General features: G+C 63.7%; 11 protein-coding genes. 6 read left to right on the top strand and 5 right to left on the bottom strand.

All coding sequences use genetic code 11. From position 1 onward, the window contains the following. The first annotated feature begins 264 nt into the window (after nt 1-264). Together AXF13_RS02035 and AXF13_RS02030 are read left to right on the top strand one after the other, a co-directional pair. Entirely contained in the window at nt 265-1,227 is a 963-nt protein-coding gene (locus tag AXF13_RS02035; protein ID WP_062251461.1) for a tyrosine-type recombinase/integrase, read from the top strand. Between the two features lie 354 nt (nt 1,228-1,581). Further along, nucleotides 1,582-5,778 (top strand): autotransporter domain-containing protein, encoded by a 4,197-nt coding sequence (locus AXF13_RS02030; protein ID WP_062251460.1) that lies wholly within the window; start codon nt 1,582-1,584, stop codon nt 5,776-5,778. A gap of 608 nt (nt 5,779-6,386) precedes the next feature. On the opposite strand, the gene AXF13_RS16985 is transcribed toward AXF13_RS02030, so the two are convergent. After that, a complete protein-coding gene (locus AXF13_RS16985; RefSeq protein WP_190276368.1) occupies nt 6,387-6,536 on the bottom strand; it encodes a hypothetical protein in 150 nt (49 codons plus the stop codon). 75 nt (nt 6,537-6,611) lie between these two features. On the opposite strand from AXF13_RS16985, the gene AXF13_RS02020 reads away from it, so the two are divergent. Together AXF13_RS02020 and AXF13_RS02015 are read left to right on the top strand one after the other, a co-directional pair. Further along, nucleotides 6,612-7,190 carry an OmpH family outer membrane protein gene (locus AXF13_RS02020; RefSeq protein WP_062254672.1) on the top strand — a complete coding sequence of 193 codons (579 nt, stop codon included), beginning with the start codon at nt 6,612-6,614 and terminating at the stop codon, nt 7,188-7,190. A 2-nt stretch (nt 7,191-7,192) separates the two neighbouring features. Next, entirely contained in the window at nt 7,193-7,537 is a 345-nt protein-coding gene (locus tag AXF13_RS02015; RefSeq protein ID WP_062251458.1) for a DUF3467 domain-containing protein, read from the top strand. Nucleotides 7,538-7,615: 78 nt separating this feature from the next. Here AXF13_RS02015 and AXF13_RS02010 read toward each other — a convergent pair whose 3' ends face one another. From AXF13_RS02010 to AXF13_RS02000, 3 genes are all read right to left on the bottom strand, one after another. After that, nucleotides 7,616-8,047, bottom strand: coding sequence for a hypothetical protein (locus tag AXF13_RS02010; RefSeq protein WP_009303622.1), 432 nt, complete (start codon nt 8,045-8,047; stop codon nt 7,616-7,618). A 106-nt stretch (nt 8,048-8,153) separates the two neighbouring features. Continuing rightward, nucleotides 8,154-8,729: a rubrerythrin gene (gene rbr, locus AXF13_RS02005; RefSeq protein ID WP_062251457.1), complete on the bottom strand. Its 576-nt coding sequence runs from the start codon at nt 8,727-8,729 to the stop codon at nt 8,154-8,156. 261 nt (nt 8,730-8,990) lie between these two features. Beyond that, a complete protein-coding gene (locus AXF13_RS02000) occupies nt 8,991-9,467 on the bottom strand; it encodes a FlxA-like family protein (protein ID WP_062251456.1) in 477 nt (158 codons plus the stop codon). Between the two features lie 289 nt (nt 9,468-9,756). Between AXF13_RS02000 and AXF13_RS01995 the strand changes: the two genes are divergently transcribed. After that, on the top strand, nt 9,757-10,722 hold the full coding sequence (locus tag AXF13_RS01995; RefSeq protein ID WP_062251455.1) for a M48 family metallopeptidase: 966 nt from the start codon (nt 9,757-9,759) through the stop codon (nt 10,720-10,722). Between the two features lie 25 nt (nt 10,723-10,747). On the opposite strand, the gene AXF13_RS01990 is transcribed toward AXF13_RS01995, so the two are convergent. Continuing rightward, entirely contained in the window at nt 10,748-13,870 is a 3,123-nt protein-coding gene (locus AXF13_RS01990; protein ID WP_062251454.1) for a sigma 54-interacting transcriptional regulator, read from the bottom strand. A gap of 251 nt (nt 13,871-14,121) precedes the next feature. Here AXF13_RS01990 and AXF13_RS01985 point away from each other — a divergent pair, with 251 nt between their 5' ends. Next, nucleotides 14,122-15,732 (top strand): amidohydrolase, encoded by a 1,611-nt coding sequence (locus tag AXF13_RS01985; protein WP_062251453.1) that lies wholly within the window; start codon nt 14,122-14,124, stop codon nt 15,730-15,732. Nucleotides 15,733-15,783: the final 51 nt, after the last annotated feature.

Below are 15,783 nucleotides of genomic sequence, written 5' to 3'. Positions count from 1 at the left end.
AAATTTTTTTCTGACGGCGAGGCACGGGGAAATTAGGCTAATCTGTATTTCAATACAGCAAAGCAAATTTCATGGTATAACGCGCCCACGCGGAAAAATCCGACTTTGCGGCTGGCCGTTTGCGCGTATTCTTCCCCACGTGCATCTGTTCTGAAAACCTTTCCAATAGTTAGATAAGACCATGTATATAGAGCCCCCGCTCTCTCGCGGGGGCTCTTTGTCTATACTCCCGTTTCCTATAACTCTTTTGCAGGAGAAAACAGCATGGCCCAGCACCGTCCGCAGCACTCCGCCACAAGCCGCCCGTCCGGAAACTCCCGGCGGCGCGATGGCGCGCGGGCCGCCATACTGCGGCTCGATGCCTTTGTCGCCGCCGTCTACCTGCCGCACGTCCGGCTTCGCAAGCGGAGCTGGCGGGTGGACGAACGCATTGCCCGGCAACGCCTTTCCCCGGCCTTCGGCGCTCGGAGGCTGGACCGCATCCGGCGCGGCGAAGTGGAAGACTGGCTGCGCGATCTGGCGGAGGAGGGGCTGTGCCCGGCCACCTGCAACCGTATTCTGGCCGTCTTCAAGAGCGTCTGCTCTCTGGCGATGCTGCATGGCGTCCTGCCCGCCGGGCAATCGCCCTGCGCGGACGTGCCGCCCTTCAGAATTCATCTGCAACGGGAACGCTATCTCGCGCCGGACGAAGCCCAACGGCTCATGCGGGAGCTTGAGCGCTCCGCGCGGCCCGAGGCCGCGGCCATCCGGCTGCTTCTGCTCACCGGCGCGCGCAAGAGCGAAATTCTCAAAGCCCGCTGGGAAAATGTGCGTCTGGACCTGCGCCTGCTCACCGTGCCGTTGTCCAAGTCCGGCAAGCCGCGCCACCTCCCCTTGTCCGACGCGGCCGTGGCCGTCATCCGCGACCTGCCGCGCGGGCCGGGCTGCCCGTGGCTTTTTCCCGGCCATGCGCCGGGCAAGCCGCTCAGCGACGTCTATCTTTTCTGGGACGGGCTGCGGCGCGGGCTGGGCCTTGCCGATGTGCGCATCCATGACCTGCGGCACACCTTTGCCAGCTTTCTGGTCAATGCCGGACACTCGCTCTATGAGGTGCAAAAACTGCTGGGGCACAGCGATCCCAGAACAACCATGCGCTACGCCCATCTGGGGCAGGCCTCCCTGCTGGCGGCGGCCCAGAGCGTCAGTTGCTTTCTGGTCCCGGACAAAGGGAGAAAGAACACGAAATAAACGGGGCGGACAGACAAAAAACAGAAAAAAAGACTTTTCCCGTTTGTCCGTCCGACTTGGATGGACGCCGGAATGGGCGCTGACGGGCCGTATGCCAAGTGTTCATTGACAGATGCACTGTCAATGAACACTTGGTACAGAATACTGTCAACAGGATAAATGTGCAATATAATTTTTTATGTAAAGTTTTTCAAAATTTTTTGCTCTATAAAAGTCTTTATTATTTCATCGAGATAGCCTTCCTCCAAATCCACCTGTTTCCCCCAAAAGCCGACAGTGCATCTGTCGGCAAAGGAAGGGAGCGTTGGGCTCCGTATGAATTCTTGGGGAGCGAAGTCTCCCGGGAGGTATGCTATGCTTACGAAGGGCGCTATCGGCAATCTTGTCAACAAATACCGGGCCGTACTCAAAAAATGCGGCCTGCTCAACATTTTCGGCAGCCTGGCCCTGGCCGGGGCTTTGACTGTGGGCGCGGCGGGCATGGCCGTGGCGGCGGACATTTCTATCTCGGGGGACGCCACATATTCCGACGGAACCAGCGTCTGGACTGAGGGTGACATTTCTATCACGAACGGCAATGTCTCTGTCAGCGGTAAAGGCTCGTTTCATCATCCCAGTTATCCGAATGAGACCTGGCGCGCCGGTTCCATGATCTGGGCCGAGAACAGCCTGAATATGAGCGGCGGCACAGTGACTCTGGACAATTACGGGGGCATGGGCGTCAGCGGCGATGTCGGGGAGTCCTCCAAAGACCATCAACTGAACATCACCGGCGGCGAGGTCAAGCTGAACAGCTCCGATTCCAATCAGGTCGCCTATCTGCGCGCTTCCGCGACCGCAGATTATTCCTCGGTCCTCAATCTGGGCGGCGGAACGGGAACAGCCACGGTTTCCGTGGCCAACGGCAAACACGGCTTCATCGCCGCTGAAACCCTGAACATGAATAAGGGCGGCAGCATCACCGTGACCAAGGGCGGTTATCTGACCCTGGCGGGCAGCCTGCTTTTCAAGGAAAATACAAACGCGGTCATCAATCCCGCAAGCCCCACCGGGCTGACCATCTCGGCGGGTAAAAACGGACTGCTGCCCAACCTGAATCTCAATGATGCCACCATCGTGGTAAACGACGATGCGAATGTCAAAGCCGGCAATCTGAACTTCAGCAACAGCGCCAGCACCATCAGCGGCCTGCACGGCAGCGATGCCGACAGCACATTTACTTTCGGCGCGGACAGCACGGCTGGCCCCACTGTCGTGCTTGAAAACGGCGGCGCGATCGGCAACAACGGCCAAATCGTCATCGCCAGCGGCAATTTTACGGTCGCAGGCGTGGGCACGTATGCCTCCAAGGGCGTAAAAACGGAAGAATGGCGCAAAGCTTCCATGATTTCCTCGGAGACGGGCATCACCGTCAACGGCGGCAGTATTACCTTGGGCGACCACGGCCTGCTCAGCGTCAGCGACCATGCCAGCACTCCGGCGGTTCTTTCGCTCAACGGCGGCACGATCTATATGGATGGTTCCGCCGCTGACAAGGCCGCCGTGATCCGCCTCACGGAAGCTGATCAAAACACCGTAGCGGCCAAATTCACTCTTAGCGACGGTTCTCTGAATGTGGGCGACGGCAAATATGGCGTCATCGCCGTAGCCGACAATAACTTTGACGTACAGGGCGGCACGCTCAATGTGGCCCGGAACGGCACCCTGGAACTGATCGCCAAGCTGGACCGCACCGCTGGCGCCGCGCTGGTTTCCACTGCGGCGGGCAAAGGCCTGACCGTGACCGGAACGTCCCTGGAAGTCTCAGACGGCGCGGTCAACGTCAAGGACGGCCTGACCCTGAATAAAGACGGCAAGGTCAATGTCAGCGGCGGCACGCTGGTCGTGGACGGGGCCACCACCTGGACGCCGGTTTCCGGTGGCGATACGTCCGGCAAGCTCACCATCGGCAGCGGCAGCGTGACCCTGATGGAGAGCAGTATTCTGGGCGCGTATGACGCAGGCACCCAAAAATATGCCGTGGCGGATCAGCTTACAAAGAACAATGCTCTGGATACAGACAAGTTGGGACTGACTGGCGGTGTTCTCTATTTGACTCGTACGGAATCGTACACCACCGCCCAGCTCGGGGCGGCAAGCACAGCTTTGAACGGGAGCACTGTCGCCTTTTTGGGGGCCAAGCTGGAAACGGAAAATGCCACGGACGTACATATCAACGGCACACAGACCGGGGGCGTTGGGGGTGCGGTAACTATTGCCAGCGGCAATAAGACGACCATTGAAACAGGTGGGGCTTCTGTTATCGACGTGCCGCTTCCCGACAACAGCGTCGCCGTGACGGATAACTCCAAAAATCTGCTGACTACCAACGACATCACGCTCAATTCCAGCAACACCGCAGGCGGATTGACCGTGGGCAATACGAACACCGATACGGCGGTCAAACTCACCTTTGACGGCAGCTCCACAAATACGCTGGTGGGTGTTAATGGCAGTTTGGTCCAGAATGAGCAGGGGCAGGCCATCATCACCGACGCCGAGGTCAAATCCGGTTCCACGCTGAATCTCGGCATGAGCAACAATGTGAACGCCCAACAGGTCAACCTCAACAACCTCACCGTGGCTGGTACGGTGGTGTTTGACGGCAATAATGATTCCACATACAGCGTGGCAGGCAAACTGAACCTCAGCGGCCAGGTAAATGCACTCAATTCAGTGACCACCATCAACGAACTGGACGGCACCGGCACCCTCTATGTGGACCCGGCCTATGTCAGCATTGCCACTCTTACCGGCGGTACGCTGGGCAGCGCCCTGCTGGTGGGCGACGGCTCTGTGGTGAACATCGGCGGCATGAGCGGCGCTGATCTCCGCACGGCTCTGGCCGAAGCGGGCATGAGCGTCGGCCCCAACCTGACCCTGGGCGACGGCCAGTCCGCGTTGGCCCTGGCCTCGCCGGTGACGCTGAGCGGCGCGGGCAAGATCGTGGTGGACGCCAATGTGGACAACAGCGGTAGCATCAATGCTAATCCTGTTACTCAAGCTGCTTACTTCGGCGCTGATTCCGCCCTTGTGGTGGACGCTTCCAAACTGAACGGTAAGGCCGCTATCACCGGAACAGGGACAAGCACGGCTCTCATTGCCCCCGACGCCCGATTGCAGGTCGTCAACGCCACCAAGGGCGAAGTCACCCTGCTGGCCGACTTCGCCGCTAACGGCATCACCAGCGATGGCGCCACAGGCACCGACTACGGCTGGGTCAAGAACAGCGTGGCCAATCCGGACCGCATGCTGACTTCCACGGCTGCGGTGGACGCCGCCGCTGGCAGCGTCACCCTGACCAACACGGTCAACAAGGCCAGCGATGTGCTGCCCGGTCTGGACGGCGAGCTGAATCCGGCCATGGCCGATGTCTGGGACAACGCCCAAAATGACGTGAACGCCGAGGCCAGGGGCGTGCGCTTCCTCAGCCGCGCCGCGCGCGCCGACTACATTGCCGACGCCAGGCAGGCCGCCGTGACCATTGAAAGCGCGGCGCGCATGGCGCTCGTCGGCGCGGTGCCGCAGATGACCATGGCGGCCAGCAACGCGGCGGGCAATGCCGTAACCCAGCGTACCGGCCTGGCCCAGCCCGGCGGCAACGCCATCCAGAGCATGGGCACGGACGGCTCCATGCAAACCGGCGCTTCCGCGGGCGACGCCGCCAAGACCGGCTTCGCCATGTGGATCATGCCTCTCTACCAGAGCTCCAACGGCTTCGGCATGAAGGCCGGAAACTTCGACATGGACTTCAGCGGCGGCCTGGGCGGCGTGGCCATCGGCGCGGACTACACCTTCGACAACGCCATCCGCGCGGGCATCACCTTCAACATCGGCGGCGGCTACGCGCAGGGCTCGGGCGATCTCAACGAAACCACCAACAACATGAACTTCTGGGGCATCGGCGCGTATGCCGGATGGGCTCAGAACAACTTCGGCGTGACCGCCGACGTGAACTACACCTCCACCTACAACAAGCTGGAGCAGGACCTGCCCGCAAGCATGCAGATGGGCAAGCTCAAGAGCGACGTGACGGCCTATGCGATCAGCGCGGGCCTGCGCGGCGAATACAAGTTCGAAACCAGCGTCATGGACATCACCCCGCACGTGGGCGTGCGCTACATGAGCCTGAACACCGACGAATACGACGTGAAGTCCGGCGGCACACTGCTCAAGGGCGACGCCATCAACCAGAACATCTGGACCTTCCCGGTGGGCGTGGCCTTCAGCAAGCAGATCGAGACGGGCAACGGCTGGCACTTCAAGCCCAGCCTGGACCTGGCCGTGATCCCGGCCGCCGGGGACATTGACGCCCGCAGCGACGTGCGCTTCACCGGCACGGGCACCAAGGCGGAACTGGACACCCAGACCATGGATTACGTCTCCTACATGGGCCAGGCCGGTCTGGAATTCGGCAACGATACCACGTCCCTGGGCGTGAACTACAACATCCAGCTCGGCGCGAAGAGCACGGCGCACGGCGTGTTCGGGACGTTCCGCTACGAGTTCTAGAGGGTGTCGCCATGAGTGGCTTTTCGGTTATCTCCGCGTCGGACATCGCCTTTTATTTCGGTCGAGTACCAGAAGAGTACACTCCCTGCATAAAAGGCTCGTTCTCCTTGACATAGCACGAAAATCCATCTCATGACGACACCCTCTAACATCAGCGCGGCGGCTCCGTTGGGTAAGGAGCCGCCGCGCCCGGACCTCCGGGAGGCGGGGGCTTCCCGGGTCCGGTTGCCGTCCACCGACATCGCTTCCCCGGCGGGCGGCACCTCCTGAAGTCCGCGCTCTTGTCCCTTCCTGAAGGGCGCGGGCAACGGCGCGGCGGGTGAATTCCGCCGCGCCGTTTTTTGGGGCGAGGGGGGCTTGTCGCCCGGACTGGATTTATAGTGCCCTGCGGGCACAGGAGCTTTACGCCTCCCGGCGATGGACCGCCTATCGTTGCTGGCTTCATCCGTAAGGCTGCCTTGCCGCCAACGGCTGAAGCCTCCCTCCGCGCCGCGCAATTGCCATTGACGGCTGGGCTTCGAGTCAAAACGCCGTCCGCTGCCGGAAATTGACGCGCGGCGATTTCGGGGCGCAGCGAGCCACGCGAGCAAGACCCGTGGGACGCCGCGTCACCACGTTACGACGTACAGCGGGGGCAGGGGGTTGTAGGGGGCCTGGGGGCTGCCGCCCCCGGCCCCCTGCCGCGCGCCGCGTAGGCGGCCAAAACGGCGGCACGCCGTAAGCACCCGTGCCCGCAGGGCACACAAAATATCATCCATATGACAAGACCTTTCCGTCTGGCAGGATAAAAAAAGCCCTCAATGACACGACAAAAAAAACAGGAAACCATCCCCATGCGCCACATTGCAACAACCCTTGCCCTCACGGCCCTCCTTGCCGCCTGCCTCCTGGGCGGCTGTCTGGAGGGCAGCACCAGCGCCGCGCCCCAGACCGCCGTGGTCGATCTGGAGCGGATCATGTCACAATCCCGCGCCGCCGAGGCCGGGCGCGCCCATCTGGCCCAGGCCCGCCAGCGCCTGGAACAGGGCTTTGCCGACCTGCAAAAAGCCTGGGCCAAAGCTCCGGACGAGGAGCGCGAGGCCGTGCTCCGCGACGGCGCGCTGACCCTCCGCCGCCAGATGGCCGCCGAGGAGGCCGCCGTACAAAATGTCGTCAACGGCCTGCTTCTAGAGGAGGTCAAAGCCTGGCGCAAGGCCCATAAGGCAGCCCTGGTTCTGCCCCGCCGGAATGTGCTGGACGCCGACGCCAGCCTGGACATCACCGCAGCCATACTCAAGGGCATGGACGCCCGCAAGGCCGTCTTCCCGGCGTTGCCCGTGGTGTCCGTCAAGCTGCCCGGCGAGAAGGGGAAAACGCCGGAAACCCCCGGCCAAGCCAATCACAACGCCGCCCCCGGCGCAAAAAGGAAGTAAGCATGAGCGCACAGAAAAATTCCGGCAAGACCGGGGCCGAAACCGCCGCTCCCACCGAAGGCCAACAAATCCGCGTGGCCCTGAACAGCGCGCGGCTCCGCACGTCCTACGCCAATGTCTTCCAGACCCGCTGCACGGCGGAGGAGGTCATCCTCTGCTGCGGCCTGAGTCAGCCCGAAAGCCTGAACACCCAGAACGGCGGTACTGAAAACGTCCTGGCCGTGGACCTGGACCGGCGCATCGTCATGACCCCGGCCTCGGCCCAACGCCTGCTCCTGGCCCTGGACCGCACGCTCAAGGAGCATGCCGCCCGTTTCAGCGGCAATATCGGCGGGGAAAACGCCTGACACGAGTAACCCGGCAAACGCGGCAAGGCCCCCGCATTCCGATGGATGCGGGGGCCTTGCCGTCTGAGGAAAATAAGCTCAGGCCATGAACGCGTCGTACAGATCAATGCCGGTCCAGCACTCATAGAGCACCAGAATCATCAGGATGGTATTGCCCACTCCGTGAATCAGCGGCAGCCAGAAGCGTTTTTTCTTGTATTTGTTCATGATCCCGCCGGTGATCAGTCCCAGAATGGACAGAACGATGATCGGCCAGGCCAGGGTGGCGTGGATGCCGGTAATATGGGTGGCCCCGAACAGGCTGTGCGTCACGTAAAAGCCGAAGGCCCCGGCCGTCCAGAGCAGCAGCCCCACAGTGCCCAGGCGCACGTGGGTCCGCCAGGGAAAAATGACCTTGCGGCCCCGCAGCATTTCAATGCGCTTCCAGCCCTGCCACATGGCAAGCAGGCCGATCAGCACCGCCAGGCTCTGCATGGCCGGATGCACCCAAAGAACCAATGTATCCCACATAGCACAATCTCCGGTAATAACGGTATGGCGACGTCCGACGCGCCACGCAAAAAAAGCCCGCGCGCCTCTTGCGAAAGAGGGCTGCGCGGGCGGGCGTGGAACAGCTTTAGAACGTGTAATTCAGCTCTTCAAAATAGGCTTTGGGATGGGCACAGGCGGGGCAGACGTCCGGCGCGCCGGTGCCTTCCACCAGACAGCCGCAATTGAGGCAGCGCCACACGGTAGGTTTGGAGCGCATGAACATGCGGCCTTCCTTGATGTCGCCGGCCAGTTTCAGGAAACGCTTTTCATGATAGGCTTCGGCCACGGCGATGTTGCGCATGACCGAGGCGATTTCGGAAAAGCCTTCCTTGGCGGCCACATCAGCGAAAGAAGGGTACATCTGGGTGTGTTCGTAGTTCTCACCGCTGGCGGCCTCGATCAGGTTGGCCTCGCTGCCCGCGATGACGCCGGCGGGATAGGCGGCCTGAATTTCCACTTCGCCGCCTTCCAGGAACTTGAACAGGCGCTTGGCGTGTTCTTTTTCCTGCAGGGCCGTTTCCGTAAAGATGTCGCTCACGAACACGTAACCGTCTTTCTTGGCCTTGGAGGCGAAGTAATCATAACGGTTACGGGCCTGGGACTCACCGGCGAACGCGGTCAGAATATTTTTTTCGGTCTGGGTGCCTTTCAGCGATTTCATAACCACCTCAACTCTGAACATGCCTGGCATGGTTGAACAGTTGAAAAGACAAGGGGATAGAGCGGTTCACGCATGAAATGCGTCAACCGCTCTACAAGGCTTTGCCTGCAAATCCTTGCCACGAAATGCGAGTAGGCGGGCTTTGCTCGCCGCAAACGAGCATTTCAAGCGTACATCTCACTAGACCCGCTATCCCCTGTTTCTTTTTCGTAACCTTTATCAATTTGCCTGTCAAGGCATGCCCGCGCCCGCTTTATGGCCTCAGGCCTGCTCGGCGGCGTTGAGCTGGGCCTCCAGGGCCGCGATCTGGGATTGCAGGGCGTTCATCTTGCTGGTGACGCCCGCATCCGCCCCGCCGCCGCTCAACTGGGAAGCCATGCTCATAAGCTGGCTCTTGAGCGACTCAATCTGCTTCTTGATGGCTTCCGTGCTGTCGCTGCCCGAAGCGGACGCGCCGCCCGATCCGCCGCTGGCCCCGCCGCCCTGGGCTTCGGACGCCTCGGTTTCTTCTCCGCCGCTGTTCTGGTTCGCGTCCGCGGTTGTCGTTGTGGAGCTGCCCTTGTCATACTGATGAATTTTTTCCGAAAAGAGCTTCCGGGCCTCATCGGAAATGTCCACAGTATCGCCGGAAGAACCGCTTTGCCCCGTGGACGAGGATTTTTGCGAAGAGGAATCCACGCCGTTGAGGGCGTTGAGATCCCAAAGGCCGCTTGCGCTGTAGGCGGATCCGATTTCCATGGTTACGCTCCTGTGCTGGCTGGAGGGTGCCGTCATGAGATGGATTTTCGTGTTATGTCAAGGAGAACGAGCCTGTTATGCAGGGAGTGTACTCTTCTGGTACTCGACCGAAATAAAAGGCGATGTTCGACGCGGAGATAACCGAAAAGACACTCATGGCGACAGCCTCTGGGAAAATATTGCTCCCACTGGTTGTCCCCGGCCTCTACAAAGCAAGTTTCGCGCCAAGAACGTCCGGGCTGTCGGCACACCGCTTTACAGCCTCCCCGGCCTGTGGCAGCCTGCCCCCATGCCTGCAAAAATTGCCGCCCCCTCGCCGGACGCCACGGCGGACTTCACGCTTGCCGACGGCACGCGGCTCACGGCCCGCGTGCGCCGTTCGGCCCGCGCCCGGCGGGCGCGCCTGAGCCTGGCCCCGGACGGCGGCTTGTTACTGACGGTGCCCGGCCACTGGTCCCCCTCCGCCGTGGACCAGACCCTGCCCCGCTTTCTGCCCTGGCTGGAACGGGCATGGCAGCGATATCAGCGCCGCGCGCCGGAAAAAGGCCTGCCGAACGCCGTGGTCCTGCCCCTGCCGGGCCTGGAGTTCCGGGTGGAAACGGCCGGAGATCTGGCCGAGGGGCGGCGGCACAGCCAGGCCGCGCATTCCATGTTGGTCAGCCAAGGGGCGCGCCGCCTTCTGCTGCTGGAAACGCCGGGCCTGCTACGTCTGTTCGGCCCGCCGGAGGACGCGGCCCTTGGCGCTCTGGCCCTGCGCCGCTGGTGCCGGGAGCAGGCCGCCCGTCTGCTGCCGCCCTATCTGCTGCGCCTGGCCGCCAGGGAAGGTTTTGCCGTGTCCGGCGTGAGCGTGCGGGACCAGCGGAGCCGCTGGGGCAGTTGTTCGCGGACCCGGCCGGACGCGCGGGAACAACGCGCGGCCCGTCCGCGCCGCAGCGTCAGCTTCAAGGATTTTCTGGGCAGGCTGCTGGGCGGGAAGAGTGAAAATGAGCCGGACGGCGGCGCTGCCGTACAGAACGCGGCGGGGCACATCAACCTGAACTGGCGGGCTCTGCTCCTGCCCGTGCCCCTGCTGGAGCACCTTTGCTGGCACGAGCTCTGCCATCTGCGCCAGATGAATCACTCCCCGGCCTACAGGGCCGAACTGGCGCGCTTTTCACCGCACTGGCCGGACATGGAAAAAGAGCTCAACCGCGCCTGGCGCGACCTGCCCTGGTGGGCCCTGCCCGGAACCGTCCCGGACGCGCGGAACCGCTGAAGACTACCGGTAACCGGCACCCATTCTATCCCCGCCCGCAGGCTATGCCGTGCCTGCGCAGTTTGGCGTAAAGGGTGGGAATCTTCATGCGCAGCAGCGCCGCCGCCCCGCCTTCGCCCCGCACCCTGCCTTTGGCCAGCCGCATGACCCGGCGCAGGTAGAGCGCCTCGGCCTCCTCCAAGGTCGGCAGGTTTTCCGGCGCAACCGGGCCTTCCGGGAGAGGCGGCTCCGCCTGTCCGCCTTCCTTGCCCCCGGCGGCTGTCGCCGGGCCGCCGTGCAGACCGAACAGCAAGGGCAATCCGCCGCCCCGGTGCAGGATCACGGCCCTTTCCACAAGACTGCGCAGTTCCCGGATGTTGCCGGGCCAGGCATACGCCAGCAGTTCCCCGGCCTGCGTCTCGCTGAGCGGGGGAACGGTTTTGCCGTAGCGGCGGGCGAAGTGGCGGATGAAGGCGTTGGTCAGCGGCAGGATGTCCTGCCTGCGCCTGCGCAGGGGCGGCAGGGTCAGCGGGAACACGGCAATGCGGTAGAGGAGGTCCTGCCGGAAACGCCGCTCGCGCACCTCCTGCCAGAGATCGCGGTTGGTGGCCGCGATGAGCCGGAAGCGCGAATGCAGCTCCCTGGTGCCACCCACGCGCATGAAGCGCCGCTCCTGCAGAACGCGCAACAGTTTGGTCTGCACCAGGGGCGACATTTCGCCGATCTCGTCAATGAACAGCGTGCCCTGATCGGCCATTTCAAACAGGCCGATCTTCTGTTTGAGCGCGCCGGTGAACGCGCCCCGCTCATGCCCGAAAAATTCGCTCTCAAAAAGACTCTCGACCATGCCCGCCGGGTGCACGGGGATGAACGGCCCCGGCCGCCCGCTGGCCGTGTGGATGTGCCGGGCCATGAGCTCCTTGCCCGTGCCCGTCTCGCCGCAGATCAGGATGGGCACGTCCGTGACGGCCCCGCTGGCGGCCTGAAGCAGAAGGTCATGCAGGCCTTCGCGCAGCACCAGGCAGTCGTCGCGGTCTTCCCGCAGAAAAATCGTGCGCAATTTGTCATGCTGCTGGGCTATTTCCCGCTCCCTGAAGGCTTCCAGGCGCAGGATCGCGCGCAGTTCCGCAGCCAGCAGGCGGCCTCCCCGCAAGAGCTCTTCCGCCGGGACAGTCTCCGAAGGCGGGCCCGCCGCGTACAGGCTGCTCATCCACAACAGCCAGGGACGGCCGTCGCTCTCGGCCAGGCGCAGCACCAGGCCGTGGCGCTCGTGCCGCAGCAGCGGGCGGCGGCTCCGCCGCGCGGCCTCGGCCAGCCAGTCCAGGCAGGGGCGCATGGCCGGGGAGCGCAGTTCCAGGGCGGACACGTTGGCGATATGCGCAAAGCGCGGCTCCCCTCCCTCGCCGGGCCGGAAAAGCCCGCCGCGCTCCTGGCGGAAGGCGTCCATGGCCGCCCGCACGAAATGCTGCAGGGCCTCCTCGCGGGTATCGGGCATGTCGAGCGCGCTGAAAATGGCGTGACAGCGCCCGGACACGCTCTTGCCCGCCATTCCCGCTTCGGAGAAGGCCGCCCCGAAAAGCTCGAAAGCCGCCGGGCGCACCTCCATGCAGGCCCGGCAGGCCTCGTGGTACTCCACGCCGCGCAGGTCCCGTCCCGTGGCCTCGCGCACCATATCATGCAGCAGCCTGGCCTCCCCGGCGTCGCCGTCGCGTTCCCGGGCCCGGGCCAGAGCGTGGACCGTAAGGGTCAGGGCGTGCGGATCGCCCAGAACGCGGAAAATATCCAGGCTTTGCCGCAGCAGGGCCACAGCGTCGCGCGGCAACCCTGCCGCATCCAGCAGTTGCAGGGCCCGGATGCGCATGGCCGTGCCTTTCAGATGCCGGTTGGCCCCCTGCAGAAAGCTCCGCAGCAGGGGGTCGGCTTCATAGCCGGGAATGGCCGGCCAGCCGTTGCGCGAAAAGACGTACAGCATGTCCAGCACCAGGGGGTCCTTGAACGTCACGGGCTTGTCGCCCCGCGCCAGCAGATGCCGGGTCCGGACATCCAGCAGGGTGTGCGCACCGCGCGCGTCCCCCTCCATGAAAAGCAGCAGGGCATGCGCCCTGGTGACGTGGGAATGCACGATGGCGTGTTCCGCATAGAGCGGCGAGGCCTCCAGACCGCGCAGCACGGCGCGCATGCGCTGCCTGTCGCCCTTGCGCAGGAGCAGAAAGCAGGAATTGCTCCGGAACATGGCCGCCGTAAGCTCGTCCCCGGCCAGCACGGCCTTGCGCTGAAAGTGCTCCACGCTGCCGAGCGCGAAATGGAACTGATGCAGGTAGCCCGCGCTGAACAGGGCGCAGACCCCCAAGGTGTCGTAAAAACGGCGGTGGCACCAGGCCATGTCTTCGGGACAGCGGTTGAAACAGGCGATGATTTCTTTGAGATCCCCGCGCATATAGGCCAGTTGCCCCTCGAACAGGGGCAGAAGGCTGTCCTCTTCCGGCCCCAGGAAAGCCTTGACCGTATTCAGGGCCGCTTCCAGCCTGTCGGCCAGACGGCTGGAGTTATTGCCCACAAAAACGTGCAGATAAAGGCGGGAAAGCAGCAGCATGGCCATGAAGCGCTCATTGCCGCTGTTGCGGGCCATGTGATAGGCGCGCGCCGTCAGGCGCAGAATTTTGCGCAGCAGGGAGAGAGAACTCAGCGGGAAGCCCTGCAGCGCGAAGAGCAGGTTCAGAAAGTCGCCGTCCAGAGCCGCCGGGTCGGCGGCGCGGCGCGCGCACCAGCGCATCAGAAAAGCCACCAGCACTTCCAGCAGGGGCACCAGCTCCACGTCCGCGTGGCCGCCTGTCCAGCCGCCGCGCAGGATGTCCGCGCACCGGCGCGGTCCGGCCCCCTCGTCAAGCAGGCTCAGAAGGGCTCCGGCCCGATGTTCCGGCGGCCAGAGGCCCGCGAAGAGCCGCGCCCGGACAAAAGCCCCGGCCGCGGGGCCCGCCCGCCAGCATGGCGTGCCGCCGGGCACGCGCTCCGCCATGCGCAGGCGCTCCAGTGCGTCCAGGTCCTGTTTTCGGGCCGCATCGCCGGGCCGCGCTGCCTCGCCCGTAAGCCAGCGGAGCTCATCGGCGTTCAGGGGACGGGGGGCAAGATATAGGGCCAGAACATGGGCCGCTTGGCCGGGCGACAGCATGGCGGGACTCCTTCATCAGGCGCGGATACGCGCCTCCACGGCTTTGTATACAAAGCTATATTTATTCAAAATCAAAGACAAGTTTTGAATAAATTTTCATACAAAGCAGCGCCACCCTTCTCCTTTCTTCATAATAACTCTCTGTTTTATAAAAGTATTTTTCAGAACAATTTCTGGCACCTCCCTTGCTCCATGCGGAGTACGGGCCGCCCTCCGCGCGGTCCGAAATTCCGCTCCACACGAGGTGCCGTATGCAATGTTGCGAAAAGACCCTGTACCACAATGGCCGCATCGTCACGCTGGACGCCGGGGACCGCACGGCTGAAGCCGTTCTGACGGCGGGCGGCCGCATTGAAGCCGTGGGCGGGGCGGGGGAGCTGCGCCGCCTGGGCGGCCCGCGCCTGAAAGAAACGGATCTGGACGGGCTGGTCGTCTATCCCGGCTTCATCGACACCCACAGCCACCCGGACATGCTTGCCGCCTGGGCCCCCTATGCCTACTGCGGCGGCACGGCCGACCTGGCCTCGGCCCTGGACGTTCTGCAACGGCACGGCCGGGAGCAGGATCAGCCCGTTCCCATGGGTTACGGTTTCGACGACACGGCCGTTGCCGAACAGCGCGGCCCGAACCTGGCCGAAATGGACGCCCTTTTTCCGGACAGGCCCGCGCTGCTGCTGCACATCTCCATCCACGCGGCCTACGTCAACAGCCGCATGTACGGCCTGCTGGGCATTCCCCCGGACCGGCCTTCGGACAATCCGGACGCGGTCTGTGAAAACGGCCGCCCCAACGGCCTGATCACCGAAACTTTGGCCCTGGAAGCCCTGGGCAAGCTGCCGCCCGTGACAACCACAGCCCTGAAACAGGGTCTGCTCCGCGCCGTGGAAAGCTACAACGCCCAGGGCTTCACGGCCTGCATCGGCGGCGGCGCGGGCCTGGGCGGGCTCACGCCCTGGATGGTTTACGAGGCTCTGGCCGGGCTGGAGATTGAGGGCCGCCTGCACCTCCATGTGCACATGCCCGTGTTCGCGGACTGGTTTGAGCGGGTGCTGGAAACGGGCCTGCTGGCCGGAACAGGTTCGCCCCTGCTGCGCTTCCACGGCATCAAGCTGCTCGTGGACGGCTCCATCCAGGCCTACACCGCTGCCGTGCCCGAGGGCTATCACAGCCGCCCCGAAACGCGGCCCGCCCCCATCATTCCCCAGGAAGAACTGGAGAACGCCGTCTTCAAAGCTCACAGCGCGGGCCAGCAGGCCGTCATCCACGGCAACGGCAACGGCGCTGTCGAAGCCGCCGTCCGCGCCGTGGAAAAAGCCCAGGCCCGCTGTCCCCGCAGGGACCCCCGCCACCTGCTCATCCACTGCCAGATGGCGTCGGACGAACAACTGGCGCGGATGAAGGCCGTGGGCCTGTGGCCCTCCTTTTTCGGCCTGCACGTCTGGAACTGGGGCGACCGCCACCACGACATCTTTCTCGGGCCGGAGCGCGCCGCGCGCATTGACCCCTGCGGCGGCGCGACGCGCCTGGGCCTGCCCTTCTCCCTGCACGCCGACACCCCGGTGCTGCCGCAGATGACCATGCAATCCATCCACACCGCCGTGAACCGGCGCACACGCGCGGGCCGCCTGCTGGGCCCGGACCAGCGCGTGCGTGTTTTGGACGCCCTGCGCGCCTACACCACCCATGCGGCGGCCATGTGCTTCGAGGAAGACCGGCGAGGCAGCATCGAACCCGGCAAGCTGGCCGACTTCACCTTTCTGGATGCGGATCCGCGCGCCGTTGCGCCGGAAGACATCAACAAAGTCAACATCGTCTCCGTGATCAGCATGGGCCGCCCGGTTTGGGGCGCTCTGAAGGACTGACGGTTTCCGCTCCCCACATGAAAAGCCGCCCGGACGGGCGGCGCCACAGCA

This window comes from Desulfovibrio fairfieldensis, assembly GCF_001553605.1.
GTDB lineage: Bacteria > Desulfobacterota > Desulfovibrionia > Desulfovibrionales > Desulfovibrionaceae > Desulfovibrio > Desulfovibrio fairfieldensis.
This window is presented reverse-complemented; position numbering and strand designations above follow the sequence as displayed.